Raw genomic sequence first — 19,937 nt, forward strand, 5'->3', positions numbered from 1 at the left:
GCTGCCCTTTTTTATTGCTTCTCTAAAAAATCTTCTTTTATAAGGTCTACTGCTTTTTTCATTACCTCTGTTTCTTCATAAAGGCTATCTGCTTTAATCTCTTTTAATTGTATCAGTGAATCGTATTCCTGGTTTTCCTGTTCTAGTTTTGAAATAATTTGTCGCAGTCGCCTGATCTCAACTTTGTTATGTTCGATATCATCTTTGAGATTTTCAATTTTCCTTAGTGTTTTATCATATTCCTTGCTGACATATTCTGAAGCGTCTTCTGCATTGCTCAGCATTTTCTGGAAAATTAATGTCTCGTATTGATTATAGATTGAATAGATAATTTTCTCTGTTTCCTTTCTTTTAGTATCTCCTTGCAGGCCAACGAATATAGTATAAATATCATCTCTGGCTTTTTCAACTGATGTGGCAATAGTCTTTCCGGAAAAAGAAAAGCCGCTGGTTTCAAAATAGATCAGTTCATATCCGTCAACGCGGTCTTTTTTTCCATTGTCATGAACAACCATCTCCACAGATTCTTCAATGATTTTTTTGTCGCCTTTTAATACAAAGGTTGCTCCTAAGTATTCCATCCCATCAATATTTACCTCTTTTTCTGAGTATGAAAGTTTATTTTGTCCGGAGCTAACCAAACAAAGCATACCAAAAAGAGTCATAAATGTGTATCTTAAAAACATATAAAGAATATTTATGGATAATCATGTAGTAATAACCGGCGGAACCGGACTAGTAGGCTCAAAGCTGACCAAAAAACTTCAGCAAAAAGGATACCAGGTGTCGATTTACAGCCGAACGGAAGACAAAGATAGCAACCCGCCACAATATTTCTGGTCTCCATCAACGAAAGAAATTGATACAACTCCTCTTTCTACGGCAGATGCGGTGATCCACCTGGCAGGGGCCGGAGTTTTTGATGAAGCCTGGTCTGAAAGCCGAAAGGAGGTTATTCTAAAAAGCAGAACCGAAAGTTCGAGGCTTCTCGCTGAGCATATTCCACTCTTCAATAATATTACAACGGTGATCGGAGCTTCGGCCATTGGTTATTACGGTAAAGATACCGAAGACAAATGGGTAACCGAAGATGATGAGCCCGGTGATGACTTTCTTGCTAATGTGACTGTTCAATGGGAGGAATCTGAAAAAATGATTAACTCAACTACCCGGCTGGCCCAGGTACGAATAGGAATTGTATTGGATTCAAAAGGAGGTGCATTACCTCAATTAATTCAGCCCATTAAGATGTATGCAGGAGCTCCATTAGGATCTGGAGATCAATACATGAGCTGGATTCACATTGATGATCTCACTGATATATTTATTCATTTGCTTGAAAATCAGGAACTCAGCGGGATATACAACGGAGTTGCTCCCAATCCGGTAACAAATAAACAAATAACGAAAGCTGCCGCTGATGTGTTAGGTAAGCCTTTATTCCTGCCAAATGTACCCGGTTTCGTTTTGAAAACAATGCTTGGAGAAAGGGCTGAAGTTTTACTTGGCGGACAGAAAGTTTCGTGCGAGAAGATTCAGAAAACCGGCTTTGAATTTAATTTTGATAATGTAAGCGATGCCTTAAAAGACTTATTATAGAGATATTTTACTACATGGGTTTACCTTTTTTGAAATAATATGCTAAATTCAAGGTTGCTTAAATAATTAAGGACAGAAACAAATGGAAGAACAAAAAATAAATAAAGAGGAAGAACACAGGATTGTCAAAGCATTTAAAGAAAAGAACTGGAACGAAATCAAGAGTACAGACTCATGGGTGATATTCAAAGTAATGTCTGAGTTTGTCGAAGGATTTGAAAAACTAGCTAAAATCGGTCCATGCGTATCTATATTTGGTTCAGCCCGAACCCGGGATGACCACAAGTATTACAAAATGGCTCATGATATAGCAGCTAAGCTTGTCAGGCATGGGTACGGAGTAATCACTGGTGGCGGACCAGGTATTATGGAGGCCGGTAACCGAGGAGCCAATTCTGAAGGTGGACGTTCGGTTGGTCTGAATATCCACTTGCCATTTGAGCAATTTAACAACATATATATTGATAGAGACAAGCTGATCAACTTTGACTATTTCTTTGTTAGAAAAGTAATGTTTGTCAGATACTCACAGGGTTTTATTGTTATGCCGGGTGGTTTTGGCACTCTTGATGAATTTTTTGAAGCCTTAACACTTATTCAGACGAAAAAGATTGGTGCTTTCCCAATAGTTCTGGTTGGCAAAAAATTCTGGGGAGGATTAGCTAACTGGATCCAGGACACACTTTTACAAGCTGAAAATAATATCAGCGAAGAGGATCTTGACCTTTTTCATATAGTTGATAATGAAGAAGATGCTGTTAAGGTTATCGACGACTTTTATTCTAAATACTTATTGTCTCCAAACTTTTAATGAATACAAAGAATCTTCTACTTGCGCTGAATACGTTCACAGTATTCACATTATTGTTTTATATCGTATATTCTGAATTTGGTAAACCTCCAGAAGTACAGAAGGATTACCAACATGAGCAACCGGCTTCACCTTTTAATGCACAGCCTGGTGAACCGGTAGTTTATTCAACTAAAACAGTAATGATCGATCTTCCGGACTCCTTGAAATTTGCCGGAGAGGATGTTCCATTGGATATTCCTGACGTGAGAGAAAGACTCGACAGGGAAATCCATATTAATACGTATTGGCATAATAATTCAATCTTTTTATTCAAGCGGGCAAACAGATGGTTGCCTCAAATTGAAAAGATACTTAAGGAGAAAGGAGTCCCGGATGACTTTAAGTACCTTTGCGCAATAGAGTCAGGGTTTCAAAATGTTGTTTCTCCTGCGGGTGCTGTTGGTTTCTGGCAGTTTCTCAGAGCAACAGGTAAGGAATATGACCTGGAGATCAACAGGCAGGTAGATGAGCGATACGATCCGATAAAAGCAACTTATGCAGCGTGTGATTACCTGTTAAATGCTCATGAGGATCTTGGCGACTGGACCCTAGTTGCCGCGAGTTATAATCGTGGCCTTGCAGGAATCAAAAGAGCATTGGCAAACCAAAAGGTTGATAGTTATTATGACCTGATGCTCAATGATGAAACTTCGCGCTATGTTTTCAGGATTCTTGCCTGTAAAGAACTACTTCAAAGCCCTTCGGATTATGGTTTTGAGATCGAGGAAGAAAACCTCTATAGCAGGATAAAAATGCGTAAAGTGACTGTTACAGAAACAATCCCTGACCTGGTTGAGTTTTCCCTAAAACAAGGGATAAACTATAAGCTTCTTAAAGCGTATAACCAATGGTTAAGAGACGATAAGTTAACAGTAAAAGACGGAGAGCAATACGATATATGGATACCGGTGCGGAAATAAAACAAAAGAAATCTAAAAATACTGACCAACCAATCGACCTTACCGGTCATGAAAACATTGAAGTTTACGGTGCCAGGGAGCATAACCTGACAAACTTCGATGTGAAGATCCCAAGAAATAAACTGGTTGTTTTAACCGGGATCAGCGGTAGTGGTAAGTCATCTTTAGCTTTCGACACTATTTATGCCGAAGGGCAGAGACGGTATATGGAAAGCTTTTCAGCTTATGCCCGCTCTTTTATCGGAGGCATGGAAAGACCTGATGTCGATAAAATCAGTGGCCTTTCTCCGGTTATATCAATCGAACAGAAAACTACTTCTAAAAACCCGAGATCTACTGTAGGTACTACTACCGAAATATATGATTTCCTGCGATTGCTGTATGCCAGAACGGGCGAAGCATTTTCTTATAAAAGTGGTGAGAAAATGGTTCAGCAAACGGAAGATCAGATCGTTAAACAGATCGTTTCAAAATTCAAAGGTCAAAAGATACACCTTTTGGCACCGGTAGTTAAAGGCCGTAAAGGACATTACAGGGAGCTTTTTCAGCAGATTAGAAAATCGGGTTATACATCGGTAAGAATTGACGGAGAGATCAAGGAAGTTGCTCCGAAAATGCAGGTCGATCGGTATAAAGTCCACGATATTGAGATTGTTGTTGACCGGTTAAAACCTTCCGGAGAGGCAGACCGAAGAACACTGGACTCGGTAAAGGTATCACTCCAGCAGGGTAAGGATGTTCTAATGATCCTGGACGAAAATGGAGAGGTTCACCATTTTTCAAAAGCCTTGATGGACCCAAAAACAGGTCTTTCCTATGACGAACCTGCACCAAATAACTTTTCATTTAATAGTCCATACGGGGCATGCCCGACTTGTAATGGATTAGGTCAGATTGAAAAAATTACGTTAGAAAGCATTATTCCAGATCCTTCTCTGAGCATTCGCCAGGGAGCCATTGCTCCGCTTGGCGATTATCGGGATATCTGGGTCTTTAAAAAGCTCAATGCTATTCTAAAAAGACATAAACAAAGCATCACCACTCCTTTCAAGGATCTAAGTGATGAGGTAAAAGAGATTATTCTCAATGGTGATGATTCACTGGTGGCTGTTGATTCGAAAAAATATCCGGGCACCAAGTGGAACACCACATTTGAAGGGATAATTCCTTTTCTCGAAGGGCAATTAGAAACCGGAAGCAGTAAGATCCAGGACTGGATCAAAGATTACATGGTCGTTTCTGTTTGTCCGGAGTGTGAAGGACAACGACTAAAAAAAGAGTCTCTTCATTTTAAGATCGATAATAAAAATATTGCCGAACTGGCAATGCTTTCAATTGGCCGTTTAGGTGAATGGATGGAAGGCCTTGAGGAGAGAATGACAGACAGACAGAAACTGATCGGTAAGGAGATTTTAAAGGAGGTAAGAAAAAGAATCGGCTTTCTACTGGATGTTGGTTTGAGCTACCTTCATTTAAACAGGCCACTCAAAACATTGTCAGGAGGTGAAGCTCAGCGGATCAGACTGGCTACTCAAATCGGCACTCAGTTAACCGGAGTATTATATATTCTTGATGAGCCAAGTATTGGTCTTCACCAGAGAGATAATGTTAAACTGATCAAGGCATTAAAAGATCTTCGTGACCTTGGAAATACAGTCATGGTGGTCGAGCATGATAAAGATATGATGCTCGAGTCTGATTATATCATTGATATTGGGCCAGGAGCTGGCAGACATGGAGGTAAAATCGTTGCTGCCGGTGCGCCGGATGATTTTATCAAGTCAAATACCAGGACAGCAGATTACCTGAACGGAGAAAAGGCTATTGAAGTTCCTGAAAAAAGGAGAGAAGGAACAGGAAATGAACTCGCACTACTGGGTGCTTCAGGGAATAACCTTAAAGGAGTAGATCTAAAACTTCCACTGGGTAAAATGATTTGTGTAACCGGAGTATCCGGCAGTGGTAAGTCAACTTTGATTCATGAAACCTTATATCCTTTATTGAACAATTATGTTTACAGATCTTCCAGAAAAGCGATGCCTCATAAATCGCTTGAAGGACTGGAACACATTGATAAGGTGATCGAGGTCGATCAATCACCGATTGGACGAACACCCCGATCAAACCCGGCAACCTACACAGGTGTTTTTAGCGATATCCGAGCTCTGTTTTCTGAGTTGCCAGAATCAAAGATTCGTGGTTATAAGCCGGGAAGATTCTCTTTTAATGTTAAGGGAGGTCGATGCGAAACCTGTGAAGGTGGAGGAATGAGAGTGATCGAAATGGATTTCCTTCCTGATGTGTATGTGGAATGCGAAACCTGCAAGGGTAAACGGTATAACCGCGAGACGCTGGAGGTAAGATATAAAGGTAAGTCAATTGCTGACGTGCTGGACATGACTGTTGAGCAGGCTGTAGAATTTTTTGAGCATTTACCAAAGATTGCCAGGAAAGTAAAAACTCTTGAAGAAGTCGGTTTGGGTTATATCAGCCTCGGTCAACATGCAACTACTTTGTCCGGAGGGGAAGCACAGCGAGTTAAGCTTTCTACCGAATTGACAAAAAAGGACACGGGCAAAACTATCTATATTTTAGATGAGCCAACAACAGGCTTGCACTTTCAGGACATTAGTCATTTGCTGGATGTTTTGAACCGATTGGTTGACAAAGGAAACACGGTATTGATAATTGAGCACAACCTGGATGTAATAAAAGTGTGCGATCATATTATTGATCTTGGACCCGAAGGCGGTGAAGCCGGAGGAGAAATAATGTTTGAAGGATCACCAGAAGATCTAATTAAAGAAAAGAATAATTACACAGGTAAGTATTTAAAAGCAGAATTAGATTAATTACTTGATAATATTGGGTTGAAAGGTTAGTTTACGATTTATCCTAAACCTTAAACCCCTTATTATGAATTTTTTTAAACGCTTTATTATTTACACTTTTTTCGTCTTCCTCAGTGTAACAGCCTTCGCCCAGACCACTTCATTTTCTGAAGCAAAGCAAAAAGGGTCCGGAAGCCTGGAATATTTTTATGTGGAAACTCCCGGTTTTATTGAAAATGCCGGAGGAGGCCAGCAGGGAATCTGTCCTGATATTCTTACTGGATTTGAAAGCTGGGTAAAATCGCAATATGGTATCACGCTGACTACCAAATTTGTTCCTACACCGAAGCAAAGCTTTCCTGTTTTTATGAATAAGGTAAAATCCGCTGGGGCAGGAGTGATTGGCGTAGGAGGAGTGACAATTACAGAAACCAGGAAAAAGTCTTATAGCTTTAGTCATCCTTATATTAACAACATTTCCATCCTGGCCACAAATTCATCTGTCCCGACTATTAAGTCGCCTGCAGAGATTTCAAGTGCTTTTGCCAATATGACAGCACTTTCTGTTAAGGGAACTACCAATGAAAAAGCACTTTTAGAAATAAAAAAGAAGTATTTCCCGAGTTTGAAGATTGAATATTTGCCAAGCAATATGTATGTCAGTAAGAAGATTGCCGAAAATCCTAAATACTTTTCTATAGTTGACCTGGGCTATTTTTTGGCTTCGTTGAAAAAATATCGCTCCATTAAAAGACAGCCAGTTATGGATGAGGCAAATGAAGTCCTCGGCTTTGTGATGCCAAAAGGATCAGATTGGGCTCCGGTTTTATCAAAATATTTAAGAGAAGTTTATTTAAACAGTCCTCAATATAGAAAATCAATTGCTACACATCTGGGGCCATCAGCACTAAAGCTGCTGGATTCTTATGCAAATTAATAGCAAGATTGAGTAAGTTTTAGCTGTTTTTAATATTCTGTAGAATGTTGGAAACAGCTATTTTTATTTTGATCAAATAATATTAAAAGAAGATTAAGTTTTAGTTTTTATTAGATACGAAAAATTATTATTTTCCTTTTTTAATCAAATCAGGGAAATTATGAAATTCAATTTTTTTAAGTCTTTATCTATTTTTCTAATTCTATTAACAGTAGCTTCTTTTAATAGTTTTTCGCAGACAACATCTTTTAGCAAGGCTAAGCAAACGAAAACAGCAACGCTCAAGTATATTTATCTGGATACTCCGGGTTTTATAGAAAAAGGGCCTGGAGGGATGAACGGTTTGTGTTATGACATTATTAAAGATTTTGAAAAATGGGTTAAATCAAAATATGGCATAACAATCAATGGTAATTGGGCATTAGCCAGAAATAATAGCTTTCCGGCCTTTATGCAAACAGTAAAGTCAGCTCCGGATGGAACCGTTGGGGTAGCAAATATCACTATTACTCCAGAGAGAAAGCGAGAATATACTTTTAGTTCGCCATTTATAAACAATATTTCAATTTTAGTGACTCACAACTCTGTAGGAACCTTAAAATCACCTTCAAATATTAGAAATGCCTTTAAAAACATGACTGCGGTCACGGTAAAAGGGTCAACGAACGAAAAATATTTAAGACAGATTAAATCAAAATATTTTCCGGGGATGAAAATTGAGTACCTAACAAGTAATATGGATGTAAGTAAGAAAGTGTCTACAGATCCGAGATATTTTAGTGTATTGGATTTTACTTATTACCTGTCTTCTCTAAAAGATTACCGAACGATAAAAAGGCAGCCTGTAATGGATGAGACAAATGAATATTTCGGGTTTATAATGCCCAAAGGGTCAGGATGGGGGCCAGTATTTTCTCAATTCTTATCAGATCAGTATTTAAATGGGGGTCAATACAGAAGCATACTAGCTAAACACCTTGGTCCAAATGCATTGAAACTGCTTGATGCAGTACAAAATCCTTAAAAAGATAAAAAGAAAAGGCTGCTCGGGGAGAGCAGCCATCTTTCAACCAAAACATTAGGAATTTATCAACTATGAATAAAGAGACTTAAATTTAGTGATTCTTAGAAAAATTACAAATTCAATAAAATTAAAAATTGTCCGCTTAACATTTTTTCACACCGTAAAACAATTAATTAGTACTTTTTAATGAGTAATTATACTATTTTGAATAAAAAATAGCCATGACACGATATTATATTATTCTTACCGGAATCATACTATTAGCAGGCAGTACCGGCCTGGTTGATCAGGTTGTTTCTTCTTCTGTGTTGATACTCGTGACGGCTATTTTGATTCTTGAGAGGTTTAGCTCAATCAGGAAATACAAGAAAACAAAAAAACTTATCCCTATATTTATAGCAATATTGGCTTTACTTGTAAACACATTATTGTCCAACGGGCTGGAATACTCAGTTGAGAAAATATTTTTAGAAAATCAACAAGTATTAGAATCTATCGAGAATTTCGATCGAAATGTGATTTTAGGGCAGAATGTATTTTTTAAAGTGCTGTCATTCATTTTCGACACCGTATGATAATTAATTATTAATGAGTAAAAAGTTAATCTATTGGATCTGCCAATTTGTTGGTTGGTTTGCTTTAGCCTTTATCCAAATAGTTGGATATTATTTTACTCTTAATGAAATATCAGTCCCTGCCGCATTCAGCTATATTTCATTTGCTATTTATAGTATTTTAATTACTCATCTTTACAGGGAAATTATTATTAGAAAGAGTTGGCTTAATCTACCGATTTCTAAAGTTTTACCCCGAGTATTTTTATCGACTCTTTTGATGAGTATCGTCGGTTATTTCTGGGGGCTTGCGACAGTGCATTTTACTGATTTATACGATCCGCGGACAGATGTTACCTTTTCCACCTTTATAGTAACAATTATTGTCAACGAGTTTTTATTTCTTATCTGGACAGTATTGTATTTTTCATACCATTATATCAGTAATTATCGGGCTAACCTTAAATACCAGGCGTACATTAATGAAATTCGATTAAATCAATTACGATCTCAGCTTAATCCACACTTTATTTTTAATGGACTTAATTCGATAAGGGCTTTAATTGATATTGAGCCTGATAAAAGTAAGTTGGCGATAACCAAGCTGAGTAACATTTTAAGAAAGTCGTTGATCTTTGATAAAAAGAAGTTTGTTGAATTAAAAGAAGAAATAAAAACCGTTACCGATTATCTTTATCTGGAGAAAATCAGATATGAGGAAAGGTTAAATTTTAATATAGATGTTGACAGAAACATCGAAAATGTCAGTGTTCCACCGATGATGATTCAAACCCTTGTTGAAAATGGGATAAAGCACGGTATAAGCAACCTTGTAGATGGTGGGTGTATATCAATAGAAGCTTTTGAAAATAATAATTATTTGATAATCAAGATTATTAACAGCGGGCATCTGGAAAAGCATTCACTTTCTTTATCCAGAGGATATGGCCTTGCAAATACTAAAGAAAGACTTGATCTACTTTATAAAGGCAAGGCAGAGTTTAAAATAGAAAATGAAGAAGAGAATAAGGTTAAAACCAGCATTCGGATACCCTTAAAATAATATCCAATTTTTTAATTTACAGATATGAAAGCAATAATAGTAGACGATGAAAGGTTGGCCAGAGTAGAATTGACCTCCCTTTTAAAAAACTTTGATCAAATAGAAATAGTAGACGAGGCTGTGAATGCTGATGACGCTTATGATAAGATCAAAAAGCATCAGCCAGATCTATTATTTTTAGACATTCAGATGCCAGGAAAAACCGGATTTGAATTATTAGAAATGCTTGAAGTTGTACCGAAGGTAATTTTTACAACAGCTTATGATGAATATGCTCTTAAAGCATTTGAAGTAAATGCGCTTGATTATCTTTTAAAGCCGATTCAATCTGATCGCTTAAAAGAAACTATACTCAAGATTCAGGAAGGTGAAGAAGAACAATCAGATGACGAAGCTACTTCAGGTTCATCAACCGAAAAATTATCACAAGATGACCAGGTTTTTGTCAAAGACGGAGAGAGATGTTGGTTTGTTAAACTATCGGATATAAGGCTTTTTGAGTCAGATGGAAATTATATAAAGGTTTATTTTGATAATAATAAGCCAATGATACATAAAAGCTTAAATGCCCTGGATGAAAAATTAGATGATAAAGCTTTCTTCAGAGCCAGTAGAAAGCATATAATTAATTTAAACTGGATCGAAAATATCGAACCTTGGTTCAATGGCGGATTACTGGTTAAATTAAAAGGGGGAGAAAAAATAGAAGTATCAAGGAGACAGGCTGCAAAATTTAAAGACATGATGAGTTTATAATAAGACTCATTATGTCTTTTATGAGATAAAAACTTTGTTTAAGGTTATTTTCTAATCATTTCGATTAGCTCCCTTTCGACATCCCAGTCTTTTGCCAGTTTCAACATGGCAGTGGCTTCCATCTCTGTGATATAGCCCTTTTGATTGTTAGCTTCCCAAACCAACTTAATATAATTTAGCTTTTTATCCTTGTCCAGATGACCAATTACATCGTTCAGTAAGCTTCGAGCTCTTTGAAAGGCAGTATAATAATCTTCCGCAATGAAACTATTAGCCCATTCAAGTTCTTCATGAGCGTCAAGTTCATCAGCAGTATCACTGAGCATTTTTTCTTCATCTTCATCAAGCCCGTGATAATGAAAAATAACTGATTTTAATAAAATAAAGGCTTTCTTTTCCTCTTGAGTCATTACGAAAAATTACTTTCTACAAATATATATTAATCTTTTAAAAGTCGATAATAAGAAAAATTATTTTGATTAACTCATCATCAATAAAACAAATTAGAGGCAATCTGATCAGCAAATAATTTACCTTTAGTCGTTAATTTAAAAAAATTATTCAATAATACGCCTAGCCCTTCCGATGAAATTTCATGTAAATATGATTTATTTTTTTCAATAAAGTCAAAACCAAACCGATTTATAAATTCATTATTGTCAATTCCTTCTTTTAAACGAAGCTTGGTCATTATGTATTCGTTTACCTGGTCTTCCTTAGATAAAGATTCTGATTCACAAGGTATTATGCCTTTATTTATTGAATTGATATAGGCCTGATTATTCGAAATATTCCACCATCTTTTTTCGTTTAAAAATGAGTGTGCCGAAGGGCCAATTCCAAGATATGGTATCGAATTCCAATAAGATGTATTATGAACTGCCCGATATCCAGGTTTAGCAAAATTTGAAACTTCATAATGTTCATAACCATGATCTTCCAGAATATTAACCAGCAATAAATATTGTTGGATTACTTCATCATCATCCATTGGCTCGAGCTTTCCTTTATTAAGCCAGTTTCCAAAAACTGTTTTTTCCTCGATAGTTAATGAATAAGCAGATATATGTTCCGGATCATATGATAAGGCTTTTTCAATATCTTTTCGCCATTCTTCCAGGTCTCTGCCAGGAATACCATAGATCAGATCCAGGCTAAATCGATTAAAGCCTTCTTTTTTGCAGTCCTCAAGAGCTTTTTCAGCCATTATTTGATCATGAGCCCTATTAAGAAATTTTAAAATGTCTTTATTAAAGCTTTGTACGCCTATACTCAATCGGTCTACTCCAATTTTTTTCCAGTTTTCTAGTTTATGTATATTGATATCATCTGGATTGGCCTCGAAAGTGAATTCCTCCGGAGTTTCAGCAATATTATACGTATCATAAAGAGTGTTTATTATTTTGGACAGGTTTTCACCATCGAGCAAAGACGGAGTTCCACCTCCAAAATAGATTGTATTTACTTTCAATTCATTAAAGAAATCTTTTTGTAATTTTATTTCTTTGCACATGGCCTCCGTCAGGAGTTCGATATTTTTTAAACTAGTGCTAAAGTGAAAGTCGCAATAATGACAAGCTTGCTTACAAAATGGAATATGTATATAAATACCGCTCAAATCTGGGTGTTTTTATTATGTGCATCCTTTTTTCCGGGAAAAGCACAAAGTTATTCGGTACAGGCACAAAATACAGAATTACACAATGAAATTATCGGATCTGATTCAGATGACCTCGATGTTATAATTAATAAATACCAAAAAGCAGGCTTTTCATCGATAGATATAGATACTATTAAAAGTTCAGACGAGGTAATCTATATAATAGTTGCCCCCATATTAAAGTTTCCTTTAGAGTTTAAGGTTTTAAAACAAAAGACAAGGGAATTGATTTATGCTGCAGATGTAAGGGATGTGTCAGAATTAACCTATATAAAAAACAAGATATTAGAATCCGGACTATCATCAGGTTATCCATTTATTAAACTGATATTTAAAGAATATAATAAGGAAGAAGATGAGTTGATTTATTATCAAAAAGAAGGCAGAAAAATATATTTTGATACCGTTAAATTAACCAATAAAAATAATCTGAATAAGAATTTTTTGTCCAGGTATTTAAAGATTAATCCTGCAGAGTCATTTGATCAGGAAAAAATAAATCAAATACCAAATCGATTTTTACATTTACCCGGGTGGGATTATGAGGCTATCGATACTATCCTTTTTCGATTAGAGAGAGCACAACCATATTTGTCTGTAAAAAGAGAACAAAAAGATTATGCTGATTTTTTTGTTGGTTTAACTAATAACAACTCAGGAACTATATTTACAGGAAAGGCGTCATTAGGACTTTTTAATCTATTCAGGTCTGCAAAGGTATTGACACTTGAATGGCAGAGGATTAGAAAAGGATCTCAATATCTTTCTATTAATTACTTTCACCCTGGATTAATCAAGGCGAATATATTCGGATCTGCAAAATTAGAAATAATAAGAGCAGACAGTTCTTTTAACCGGGTTTTATCAGAATTTAAAGTCTTTGGAGGAACTGAAAAAGGCATAAGGTATGGACTTGGATATTATTTTGAAGATAATGCCGGACTATCAGATGGAAAAAGCGATAACGAATTTAACCCTACTGATAAAGTAAATATTAACGGAATTGTTTTATCGGTCGAGAAAGATGAGTTTTCATTTACAAAAAGAAATGGAGTTTCTTTTTTTTCTGATGTCGTTATTGGTAAAAGGAAAGTAACTGATTCAATAGAAAACACATCGGGAGGTTGGATTAAAGCATTTGCGAATATTACTTATCGTAAGGAACTATCTGACAGATTTGGTGTTAATTTTAGTTTATCAGGAGTTTATGCCCCTTTAAATGATCAGCGAATAAATGAAGTATTTCAGTTTGGTGGAATAAATGAATTCAGAGGCGTACCGCAAAAATCCTTAAGCCTGGAACAAGGGGTGTCATTACAAAGTGAATTAAGACTATTTCTGGAAGGACCTACTTATTTATTTCTGCATCTGGATGCTGCAGCGATCAATGAATTTGGGTTTGAACAAAGCTTCCCTGTCAGTGCTGGGCCAGGTATGTCGATAAACTTTGAAACGGGGCAACTCAATTTTGCTTTTTCTTTTTTATTAAATGAACCTTACGCGTTTTCATCAAATGTGCCGTTATTTCAAGTAGGTTACCGTGCAAATTTATAACTTTGAAAAATTAATATCAGGTGATAAGAACTGATGATGAGTGAACTAAACCTATTTCTTTCTTTTATTTGGGCGTCCCTGGTGGCATTGTATGCTATTCCGTCTATCGTAAGAGTTGCTACTCAAAAGCAACTTTTCGATCAACCAAACCACCGCACAATACACGACCGAAACATTCCTCGCTTAGGAGGTCTGGCTATTTTCGCCGGATTCGTTTCAGCGGTCTTTATATTTGGTGAGATTGAAGAAACAGTTCAATACCTCATTGCCGGAGTGTTATTAATATTTTTTATAGGGATTAAAGACGACATAATATCAGTAACAGCTTTAAAGAAGTTACTGGTACAAATTCTCGCAGCGGGTATAATAGTTTTTCTGGCTGATATACGTCTGACCGATTTGGATGGGTTATTTGGAATCTACACCATACCTGATGGGGTTTCTTATTTCTTATCATTCATTATAATTATTGGTTTAACGAATGCTATTAACCTGATAGATGGCCTGGATGGACTTGCGGGAACAATAATATTCATTATCAGCATTACTTTTGGAGTATTGTTTTTAATTGAAGAACATGCTTTCGCATTTATAGGGTTTAGTTTGGCCGGTGCTGTTTTTGGGTTTTTAAAACATAACTATAAAAACGCAAAGATTTTTATGGGTGATACAGGATCACTGGTGTGCGGTTTTACGGTTGGTGTTATGGCTTTGAAATATGTTACAGCAAACAATGATCCGGGTACCGCAGGACTAGCAACAGCCATTTTAATTATACCGGTGTTAGATACGACAAGGGTGTTTATAATAAGGATTATTAAGGGGGTGAATCCATTTGATCCTGACAGGAATCATATTCATCACAGATTATTAAGTTTAAGCCTTGACCAATCTAAAGTGGTGATAACTCTTGCCTCCATTAATATTTTATTCGTCCTATTTGCATTTTTATTAAAAGATTATGGAAGCGATGTGGTTTTTCTGGCTATTGGTGGAGTAGCTATATTATTTTCTTTAATACTCGAGGTTAAAACCAAACCCTATTTGCCTAAAGGATGAGATACTTTTTTTTCTGTTTATTTTTATTTATTGCTTCACAGGCTTCTTCGCAAACCCTGATCAAAAATTACAATCATGATTTGATGTATTTTGATCAGACACAAAAATTATATCTTCCTTATACTTATGGCAGTTATGATGCACTTGATGCAATTCACGTATTAATAACCAGACAACATTGGTCAGGAGATGAACTAGTGGTAAAAGCACCAATAGAGTCTGCATTTTTAATTAATCATGAAATCGTCTATACTTTTCAACAAGATTCGTTGATCATACCGATTAATAATACATTTAAGGAATATGAAAATGACTCGTTGTTTTTAACTATTTTTTATCCGGGGCTCGTTCCGGAGAGAGATATTGAAATGAAGAGTTATGTGAAGAGCAAAAACATTACATCCCAAAATAAGGTACTTGCATATTTTAATCGGGTTACGGAATCAAGAGATCATAAAGTTGTAGCCATACTTATCCTGACTTTATTTGTAGTTATTTTCAAATCGGCAAATTCTAAAAAATTTAATGAAATAAACCGGAGCGATCGGCTTTTTTCAATTCGCAGAAAAGAGGAAGACTCAGGTTTAGCTACTGCAGAATTAGCGACATTTTTCAATATCTTTCTGATATCATTCACTTACAGCTACGTTTTTTTAACGTTGCTAAATAATTCGAAGATAGTAAATCCTGAAGGCCTAACAGGCTGGTTACCAGAGAATAGTTATTTAATGTATCTGGCATTAACGGGTGCTTTTTTTCTGATATTTATATTGAGGTTGCTGATTATTAATTTTTTTGCAAGCATGTATCAGATAGATTCATTTAGTTCTGAGCACTTTCTTTTTCAACTAAGACATTTTACAGTAATTGCCTGGGTATCGATGATGCTGGTTATAGTTGTGGATTTTTCACCGCTAAATATTTCGAGTACCAACTATGATATAGTATTATTCGTAGTATTAATTTTATTGTTTTTATCTGAAATATTGCTCTATCTAAAGGCAATAGCTTACACAGGTTATAGGAAAATGCATATAATTTCCTACCTTTGCGGAACGGAATTTGTACCCTTGTTAATAGCAGTAAAAGTTCTGTTAATTATTTAACTATTTTTCGGTGAATTTATGAGTGATATTAAACCCATGTCTAAGGAAGTAGAGTCTAGACTTAAAGAGGTTAAGACGATTTTGGTATCCCAACCTGAACCAGCAAGTACCAACAATCCATATCGAGCACTTGCGGAAAAATACAATTTAACAATTGATTTCCGCCCGTTCATTCAAGTGGATCCTGTACCTTTTAAAGAGTTCAGAAAACAGAAAATCGAGATTCTTGATCATACTGCAATTATATTAACCAGTAGAAACGCAGTTGATAATTTCTTCAGAATTTGCGAGGAATTAAAACTTGAAGTGCCATCTGATATGAAATATTTCTGTATTTCAGAGCAGACAGCTAATTACTTGCAAAAGTATATAGTTATAAGAAAGAGAAAGATCTTTACAGGTTTAAGAACTGCGCAGGATCTTATCGAAATTCTTAAAAAGCACAAAAAGGAGAAGTTCTTATTCCCTTGTTCTAACATCAGAAAGGATGATATCCCTAATTTTCTTAATGATAATGGGTATGATTGGACAGAAGCGACAATGTATAAAACCGTTGCCAGTGACCTTTCTGATCTTGATGATGTTACATATGATATAATTGCGTTTTTTAGTCCTTCAGGAATTAACAGCTTGTTTGTTAATTTTCCGGATTTTAAGCAAAACGATACCCGAATTGCAGCTTTTGGCCCGACTACTGCGAAGGCAGTGAGAGACCATGATATGATACTTGACATTGAGGCTCCATTACCAAACGCCCCAAGTATGACAGGTGCAATCGAATACTATATTAAGAAGGCAAATAACCTCGAATAATTAGTATTGAGATAAATTTTTGCACATCCTGCTGGTCAGTGTTGAAAAAGTTAGTGGTACTCGGTTGCAATTATAAAAAAATTGCTATATTTAAATTTCTAGTTTAAAGAAAAGCATGAGATTGCGATACTTTTTTACCTGTATATCAAGTTTTTTGTTGCTAGCTAACGTCAGCATGGCTCAGCAGGATGTTCCTTTGAGTCAGTTCATGTTCAATAAGATTTATTATAACCCAGCTTATTCAGGCGTGGAAGGCATTACAAAGTTTACAGCTTTACACCGAACACAATGGGCAGGTTATAATACAACTTTTGACGGAGTAGGGGGTAACCCTGTGACACAAATGCTATCAATGAATACCGCGCTTCTGAAAATGAGCAGCGGTGTTGGCTTTTATATTGTAAATGATCAGCTCGGACCACAGAATAATTTAGAGATTCAGGGTTCTTTTGCTTATCATTTAAAAGTAGGTGATTCAAAATTAAGTTTCGGCGTACGAGCCGGAGCATTTTCTCAGACAATTGACTTTGATCAATATCGTGCTGTCAACCCTGACGATCCTTTATTAAGAGACGGAAAGGAGACGCAAATCCGTCCTGATCTTTCAATCGGAGCCTGGTATCAGCACGAGGATTTTTATATTGGTGTAAGTTCTGCCCATATAACTGAAGCAGAATTCGACTTCAACGTCGAAAGTTTACGAAACCCGATTAAAACGCATTTGTATTTTATGGGGGGTATGATTATGATTTAAATTATGATTTTACCGTGACTCCATCTTTACTTGTTCGAACAGATTTGGTGCAGTATTCTTTTGATGTGGCAGTACTCGGTACATACAAAGAAAAGATGTATGCGGGACTGTCGTATAGGCAGGAAGAAGCCATCATAGCCATGTTAGGCTATAGTTTTTTAAAAGAAAACGCTATGAAAGTAGGGTATGCGTTTGACTATATAGTATCAGAGCAAAGTGCAAAACAGGCAACCTCACATGAAATTATGCTGAGCTACACCTTACCGGTACTACCTCCAGCTGCTAAGAAAGTAATTCGCACACCAAGATTCAGACATTAGGAGTATTTTTATATACTTGTAAGAAATTGAGTGTTTTCGACCTTCAATTTTTGGATTAGATTTTTTTACTTTACCGAAAATTGAGAATTGAATACAATAATTAATATTCTTTATTAGTTATTTATTTGGTATCATAGATTTTTTGCGAAAAAAGCTTAAAACAGTATATTATGAACAAAGGTTTCTTTAGAAAATCCCTATTGCTTGCCGTATCAGCAATGGCTGTATTTTTTCAAAGCTGTGGATTATTCGGCGGCGGAGGCGGTAATGCAGGTGGAGACTACAGAGGAGAGCTTCTAGGAGCTCAGGGGCGTCCGCCAGGATGGGTGATGAACGTTCCTTATGGGATGGTAGCCATACCTGCAGGTACTTTTCACATGGGTCAGGCCGATCAAAACGTGGCTGCCTCAATGATCAACCTGAACAAGCAGATCACAATTGGTCCTTTTTACATGGATGACACTGAGATTACTAATAACGAGTATCGTCAGTTTATCGAAACTGTACAACAGGATTCTGCTATGGCTGAAGGTGAAAGTGGCGAATTAAGTGTTTACTATCCTGATACAACAGTATGGGTAAAAGATTTTGCTCACCACATGGGTGATCCTATGATGGAGTATTATTTCTGGCATCCTGCTTTTGACGACTATCCTGTTGTCGGTGTATCATGGGAAGCAGCTAAATACTTCTGTAAATGGAGAACAGACTTCTTAAATAGCTATAGAGCTTCACAAGGTCTTTGGGCGATGCCTACTTTCCGTCTTCCATCGGAGGCAGAGTGGGAATATGCTTCAAGAGGTGGACGTGATATGGCAAAATATCCTTGGGGTAACCCTTATATAAGAAACTCGAAAGGTTGTATGTTGGCTAACTTCAAGCCTGGACGAGGAAACTATTATGATGATGGATTCCAGTACACTGCTCCTGTAGCACAATACTTCCCTAATGATTGGGGATTATGGGACATGTCTGGAAATGTGGCTGAATGGTGCGAGGATGCTTTTCACCCGGCTTCTTATCCGGTAGTTTGGGATCTTAACCCAACCTATTACGATGAGGCAGAGCCTAGAAAAGTAATTCGCGGTGGTTCTTGGAAGGATATAGCTTACTACCTTGAAACAGGTACTAGAACTTATGAACATAAGGATTCTACAAGAGCTTATATCGGTTTCCGTTGTGCATTGACCAATTTGGGTAGATCAAGCGGAGCTGAATTTAACTAAACGAATTAATCTGTAATTTAAATATCAATTTTTTTCACAACCTAAAAATCTAGTAAGATGAGCAAAAAAGGTGGATTCTCTAATCTATTGTATGGTACTCTTATGCCGAAGATATACGGTATTGGTGGTGCAATTGTAATTATCGGAGCTCTTTTCAAAATTCTACATTTAGAAGGAGCAGATATAATGTTAATAGTTGGTCTTGGTACTGAGGCGTTAATTTTCTTCCTTAGTGCATTCGAACCAAGTCACGAAGTTGATTGGGCAAGAGTTTATCCGGAATTAGCGGATGATTATGATGGACCTCTTGGAATTAGCAGCAAACCAGGTAGCGGAAGCGGTGATTCTGTTTCTAAACAACTTGATAAAGCACTAGAGTCTAACAAAGTGGGTGGTGATTTAGTAAAGAGCTTAGGTGATGGTCTTAAGAATCTTTCTGAGTCAGCTTCTAAAATGGCAGACCTTAGTAATGCAGCTGTTGCAACCAATGAGTATGCATCAAATGTAAAGCAGGCTTCTAAATCTCTTACTGAGATGAACAAGTCATATGGTACTACAATGACTGCGATGTCTGAAATGGCTAATGCCGCTAAAGACGCTAAAGAATATCATTCACAAGTACAATCAGTAACTAAGAACCTTTCTGCACTAAATGCAGTGTATGAAATGGAGCTTCAGGATGCGAACAGCCACTTGAAAGCGATGAAGAAATTCTACGGTAACGTTGCTACTGCTATGGATAGCATGGCTGGCGCTGCTAAAGAAACTGAGTCTTTCAAGAATGAGCTTGGTAAATTAACTACTAACCTTACTTCACTTAACAACGTTTATGGCAGCATGTTGACTGCAATGCGTGGTAGTAAGTAATTAGTATCATAATCATTAATTTTTAAAATTAAATTAAAAGT

General features: G+C 36.5%; 20 protein-coding genes. 17 read left to right on the plus strand and 3 right to left on the minus strand.

Features of this window, described 5'->3' with window-relative positions:
- Positions 1-11: 11 nt before the first annotated feature.
- Positions 12-686 (minus strand): hypothetical protein, encoded by a 675-nt coding sequence (locus DCC35_RS02890; RefSeq protein WP_137089378.1) that lies wholly within the window; start codon positions 684-686, stop codon positions 12-14.
- A gap of 13 nt (positions 687-699) precedes the next feature.
- Between DCC35_RS02890 and DCC35_RS02895 the strand changes: the two genes are divergently transcribed.
- The 9 genes from DCC35_RS02895 to DCC35_RS02935 all read left to right on the plus strand — a co-directional run bounded on the left by DCC35_RS02895 (position 700) and on the right by DCC35_RS02935 (position 10,537).
- Positions 700-1,599, plus strand: a complete 900-nt coding sequence (locus DCC35_RS02895; protein ID WP_137089379.1) for a TIGR01777 family oxidoreductase — start codon at positions 700-702, stop codon at positions 1,597-1,599.
- A gap of 82 nt (positions 1,600-1,681) precedes the next feature.
- Positions 1,682-2,410: an LOG family protein gene (locus DCC35_RS02900; RefSeq protein ID WP_137089380.1), complete on the plus strand. Its 729-nt coding sequence runs from the start codon at positions 1,682-1,684 to the stop codon at positions 2,408-2,410.
- A complete protein-coding gene (locus DCC35_RS02905) occupies positions 2,410-3,372 on the plus strand; it encodes a lytic transglycosylase domain-containing protein (RefSeq protein WP_137089381.1) in 963 nt (320 codons plus the stop codon). The genes DCC35_RS02900 and DCC35_RS02905 overlap by 1 nt, the downstream gene beginning before the upstream one ends.
- Positions 3,351-6,224: an excinuclease ABC subunit UvrA gene (uvrA, locus tag DCC35_RS02910; RefSeq protein ID WP_137089382.1), complete on the plus strand. Its 2,874-nt coding sequence runs from the start codon at positions 3,351-3,353 to the stop codon at positions 6,222-6,224. Before DCC35_RS02905 ends, uvrA begins: the two co-directional genes overlap by 22 nt.
- A 64-nt stretch (positions 6,225-6,288) precedes the next feature.
- Positions 6,289-7,140: a type 2 periplasmic-binding domain-containing protein gene (locus tag DCC35_RS02915; RefSeq protein ID WP_137089383.1), complete on the plus strand. Its 852-nt coding sequence runs from the start codon at positions 6,289-6,291 to the stop codon at positions 7,138-7,140.
- A 160-nt stretch (positions 7,141-7,300) separates the two neighbouring features.
- On the plus strand, positions 7,301-8,164 hold the full coding sequence (locus DCC35_RS02920; RefSeq protein WP_137089384.1) for a substrate-binding periplasmic protein: 864 nt from the start codon (positions 7,301-7,303) through the stop codon (positions 8,162-8,164).
- A 221-nt stretch (positions 8,165-8,385) separates the two neighbouring features.
- On the plus strand, positions 8,386-8,739 hold the full coding sequence (locus DCC35_RS02925) for a hypothetical protein (protein ID WP_137089385.1): 354 nt from the start codon (positions 8,386-8,388) through the stop codon (positions 8,737-8,739).
- A gap of 13 nt (positions 8,740-8,752) precedes the next feature.
- Positions 8,753-9,781 carry a sensor histidine kinase gene (locus DCC35_RS02930; protein WP_137089386.1) on the plus strand — a complete coding sequence of 343 codons (1,029 nt, stop codon included), beginning with the start codon at positions 8,753-8,755 and terminating at the stop codon, positions 9,779-9,781.
- Positions 9,782-9,805: 24 nt separating this feature from the next.
- Entirely contained in the window at positions 9,806-10,537 is a 732-nt protein-coding gene (locus tag DCC35_RS02935; protein ID WP_137089387.1) for a LytR/AlgR family response regulator transcription factor, read from the plus strand.
- 44 nt (positions 10,538-10,581) lie between these two features.
- Here DCC35_RS02935 and DCC35_RS02940 read toward each other — a convergent pair whose 3' ends face one another.
- Together DCC35_RS02940 and hemW are read right to left on the minus strand one after the other, a co-directional pair.
- Complete coding sequence (locus tag DCC35_RS02940) at positions 10,582-10,947, minus strand: hypothetical protein (protein ID WP_137089388.1); 366 nt, start codon at positions 10,945-10,947, stop codon at positions 10,582-10,584.
- 80 nt (positions 10,948-11,027) lie between these two features.
- Complete coding sequence (gene hemW / locus DCC35_RS02945; protein WP_137089389.1) at positions 11,028-12,155, minus strand: radical SAM family heme chaperone HemW; 1,128 nt, start codon at positions 12,153-12,155, stop codon at positions 11,028-11,030.
- On the opposite strand from hemW, the gene DCC35_RS02950 reads away from it, so the two are divergent.
- The 8 genes from DCC35_RS02950 to porL all read left to right on the plus strand — a co-directional run bounded on the left by DCC35_RS02950 (position 12,093) and on the right by porL (position 19,896).
- Positions 12,093-13,751 carry a BamA/TamA family outer membrane protein gene (locus DCC35_RS02950; RefSeq protein WP_175402663.1) on the plus strand — a complete coding sequence of 553 codons (1,659 nt, stop codon included), beginning with the start codon at positions 12,093-12,095 and terminating at the stop codon, positions 13,749-13,751. The two genes, hemW and DCC35_RS02950, sit on opposite strands and share 63 nt — an antisense overlap.
- A gap of 36 nt (positions 13,752-13,787) precedes the next feature.
- Entirely contained in the window at positions 13,788-14,810 is a 1,023-nt protein-coding gene (locus tag DCC35_RS02955) for an MraY family glycosyltransferase (RefSeq protein WP_217495908.1), read from the plus strand.
- Positions 14,807-15,916 (plus strand): DUF4271 domain-containing protein, encoded by a 1,110-nt coding sequence (locus DCC35_RS02960; RefSeq protein WP_137089392.1) that lies wholly within the window; start codon positions 14,807-14,809, stop codon positions 15,914-15,916. Before DCC35_RS02955 ends, DCC35_RS02960 begins: the two co-directional genes overlap by 4 nt.
- 36 nt (positions 15,917-15,952) lie before the next feature.
- The gene (locus DCC35_RS02965; protein ID WP_175402688.1) at positions 15,953-16,729 is read left to right on the plus strand and encodes a uroporphyrinogen-III synthase; all 777 of its coding nucleotides are present in this window, start codon (positions 15,953-15,955) and stop codon (positions 16,727-16,729) included.
- A 115-nt stretch (positions 16,730-16,844) separates the two neighbouring features.
- Positions 16,845-17,483, plus strand: a complete 639-nt coding sequence (locus DCC35_RS21990) for a PorP/SprF family type IX secretion system membrane protein (RefSeq protein WP_137089394.1) — start codon at positions 16,845-16,847, stop codon at positions 17,481-17,483.
- Between the two features lie 65 nt (positions 17,484-17,548).
- A complete protein-coding gene (locus DCC35_RS21995; protein WP_137089395.1) occupies positions 17,549-17,803 on the plus strand; it encodes a type IX secretion system membrane protein PorP/SprF in 255 nt (84 codons plus the stop codon).
- A 170-nt stretch (positions 17,804-17,973) separates the two neighbouring features.
- Positions 17,974-19,029 carry a T9SS ring complex lipoprotein PorK/GldK gene (porK, locus tag DCC35_RS02980; protein WP_137089396.1) on the plus strand — a complete coding sequence of 352 codons (1,056 nt, stop codon included), beginning with the start codon at positions 17,974-17,976 and terminating at the stop codon, positions 19,027-19,029.
- A 57-nt stretch (positions 19,030-19,086) separates the two neighbouring features.
- On the plus strand, positions 19,087-19,896 hold the full coding sequence (gene porL / locus DCC35_RS02985) for a type IX secretion system motor protein PorL/GldL (protein ID WP_137089397.1): 810 nt from the start codon (positions 19,087-19,089) through the stop codon (positions 19,894-19,896).
- Positions 19,897-19,937 lie beyond the last annotated feature (41 nt).

Origin of the sequence: Mangrovivirga cuniculi (assembly GCF_005166025.1) — a bacterium.
Lineage (GTDB): Bacteria > Bacteroidota > Bacteroidia > Cytophagales > Cyclobacteriaceae > Mangrovivirga > Mangrovivirga cuniculi.

Excerpts from the sequence above, each read along its gene's own strand:
- DCC35_RS02930 (WP_137089386.1), top strand. The coding sequence starts at position 8,753 with ATGAGTAAAAAGTTAATCTATTGGATCTGCCAATTTGTTGGTTGGTTT.
- DCC35_RS02895 (WP_137089379.1), top strand. The coding sequence starts at position 700 with ATGGATAATCATGTAGTAATAACCGGCGGAACCGGACTAGTAGGCTCA.
- DCC35_RS02920 (WP_137089384.1), top strand. The coding sequence starts at position 7,301 with ATGAAATTCAATTTTTTTAAGTCTTTATCTATTTTTCTAATTCTATTA.
- porK (WP_137089396.1), top strand. The coding sequence starts at position 17,974 with ATGAACAAAGGTTTCTTTAGAAAATCCCTATTGCTTGCCGTATCAGCA.
- DCC35_RS02925 (WP_137089385.1), top strand. The coding sequence starts at position 8,386 with ATGACACGATATTATATTATTCTTACCGGAATCATACTATTAGCAGGC.
- DCC35_RS02940 (WP_137089388.1), bottom strand. The coding sequence starts at position 10,947 with ATGACTCAAGAGGAAAAGAAAGCCTTTATTTTATTAAAATCAGTTATT.
- DCC35_RS02935 (WP_137089387.1), top strand. The coding sequence starts at position 9,806 with ATGAAAGCAATAATAGTAGACGATGAAAGGTTGGCCAGAGTAGAATTG.
- DCC35_RS02890 (WP_137089378.1), bottom strand. The coding sequence starts at position 686 with ATGTTTTTAAGATACACATTTATGACTCTTTTTGGTATGCTTTGTTTG.
- DCC35_RS21990 (WP_137089394.1), top strand. The coding sequence starts at position 16,845 with ATGAGATTGCGATACTTTTTTACCTGTATATCAAGTTTTTTGTTGCTA.
- DCC35_RS02905 (WP_137089381.1), top strand. The coding sequence starts at position 2,410 with ATGAATACAAAGAATCTTCTACTTGCGCTGAATACGTTCACAGTATTC.
- DCC35_RS02960 (WP_137089392.1), top strand. The coding sequence starts at position 14,807 with ATGAGATACTTTTTTTTCTGTTTATTTTTATTTATTGCTTCACAGGCT.
- DCC35_RS02900 (WP_137089380.1), top strand. The coding sequence starts at position 1,682 with ATGGAAGAACAAAAAATAAATAAAGAGGAAGAACACAGGATTGTCAAA.
- DCC35_RS02915 (WP_137089383.1), top strand. The coding sequence starts at position 6,289 with ATGAATTTTTTTAAACGCTTTATTATTTACACTTTTTTCGTCTTCCTC.
- uvrA (WP_137089382.1), top strand. The coding sequence starts at position 3,351 with ATGGATACCGGTGCGGAAATAAAACAAAAGAAATCTAAAAATACTGAC.
- DCC35_RS02965 (WP_175402688.1), top strand. The coding sequence starts at position 15,953 with ATGTCTAAGGAAGTAGAGTCTAGACTTAAAGAGGTTAAGACGATTTTG.
- porL (WP_137089397.1), top strand. The coding sequence starts at position 19,087 with ATGAGCAAAAAAGGTGGATTCTCTAATCTATTGTATGGTACTCTTATG.
- DCC35_RS02955 (WP_217495908.1), top strand. The coding sequence starts at position 13,788 with ATGAGTGAACTAAACCTATTTCTTTCTTTTATTTGGGCGTCCCTGGTG.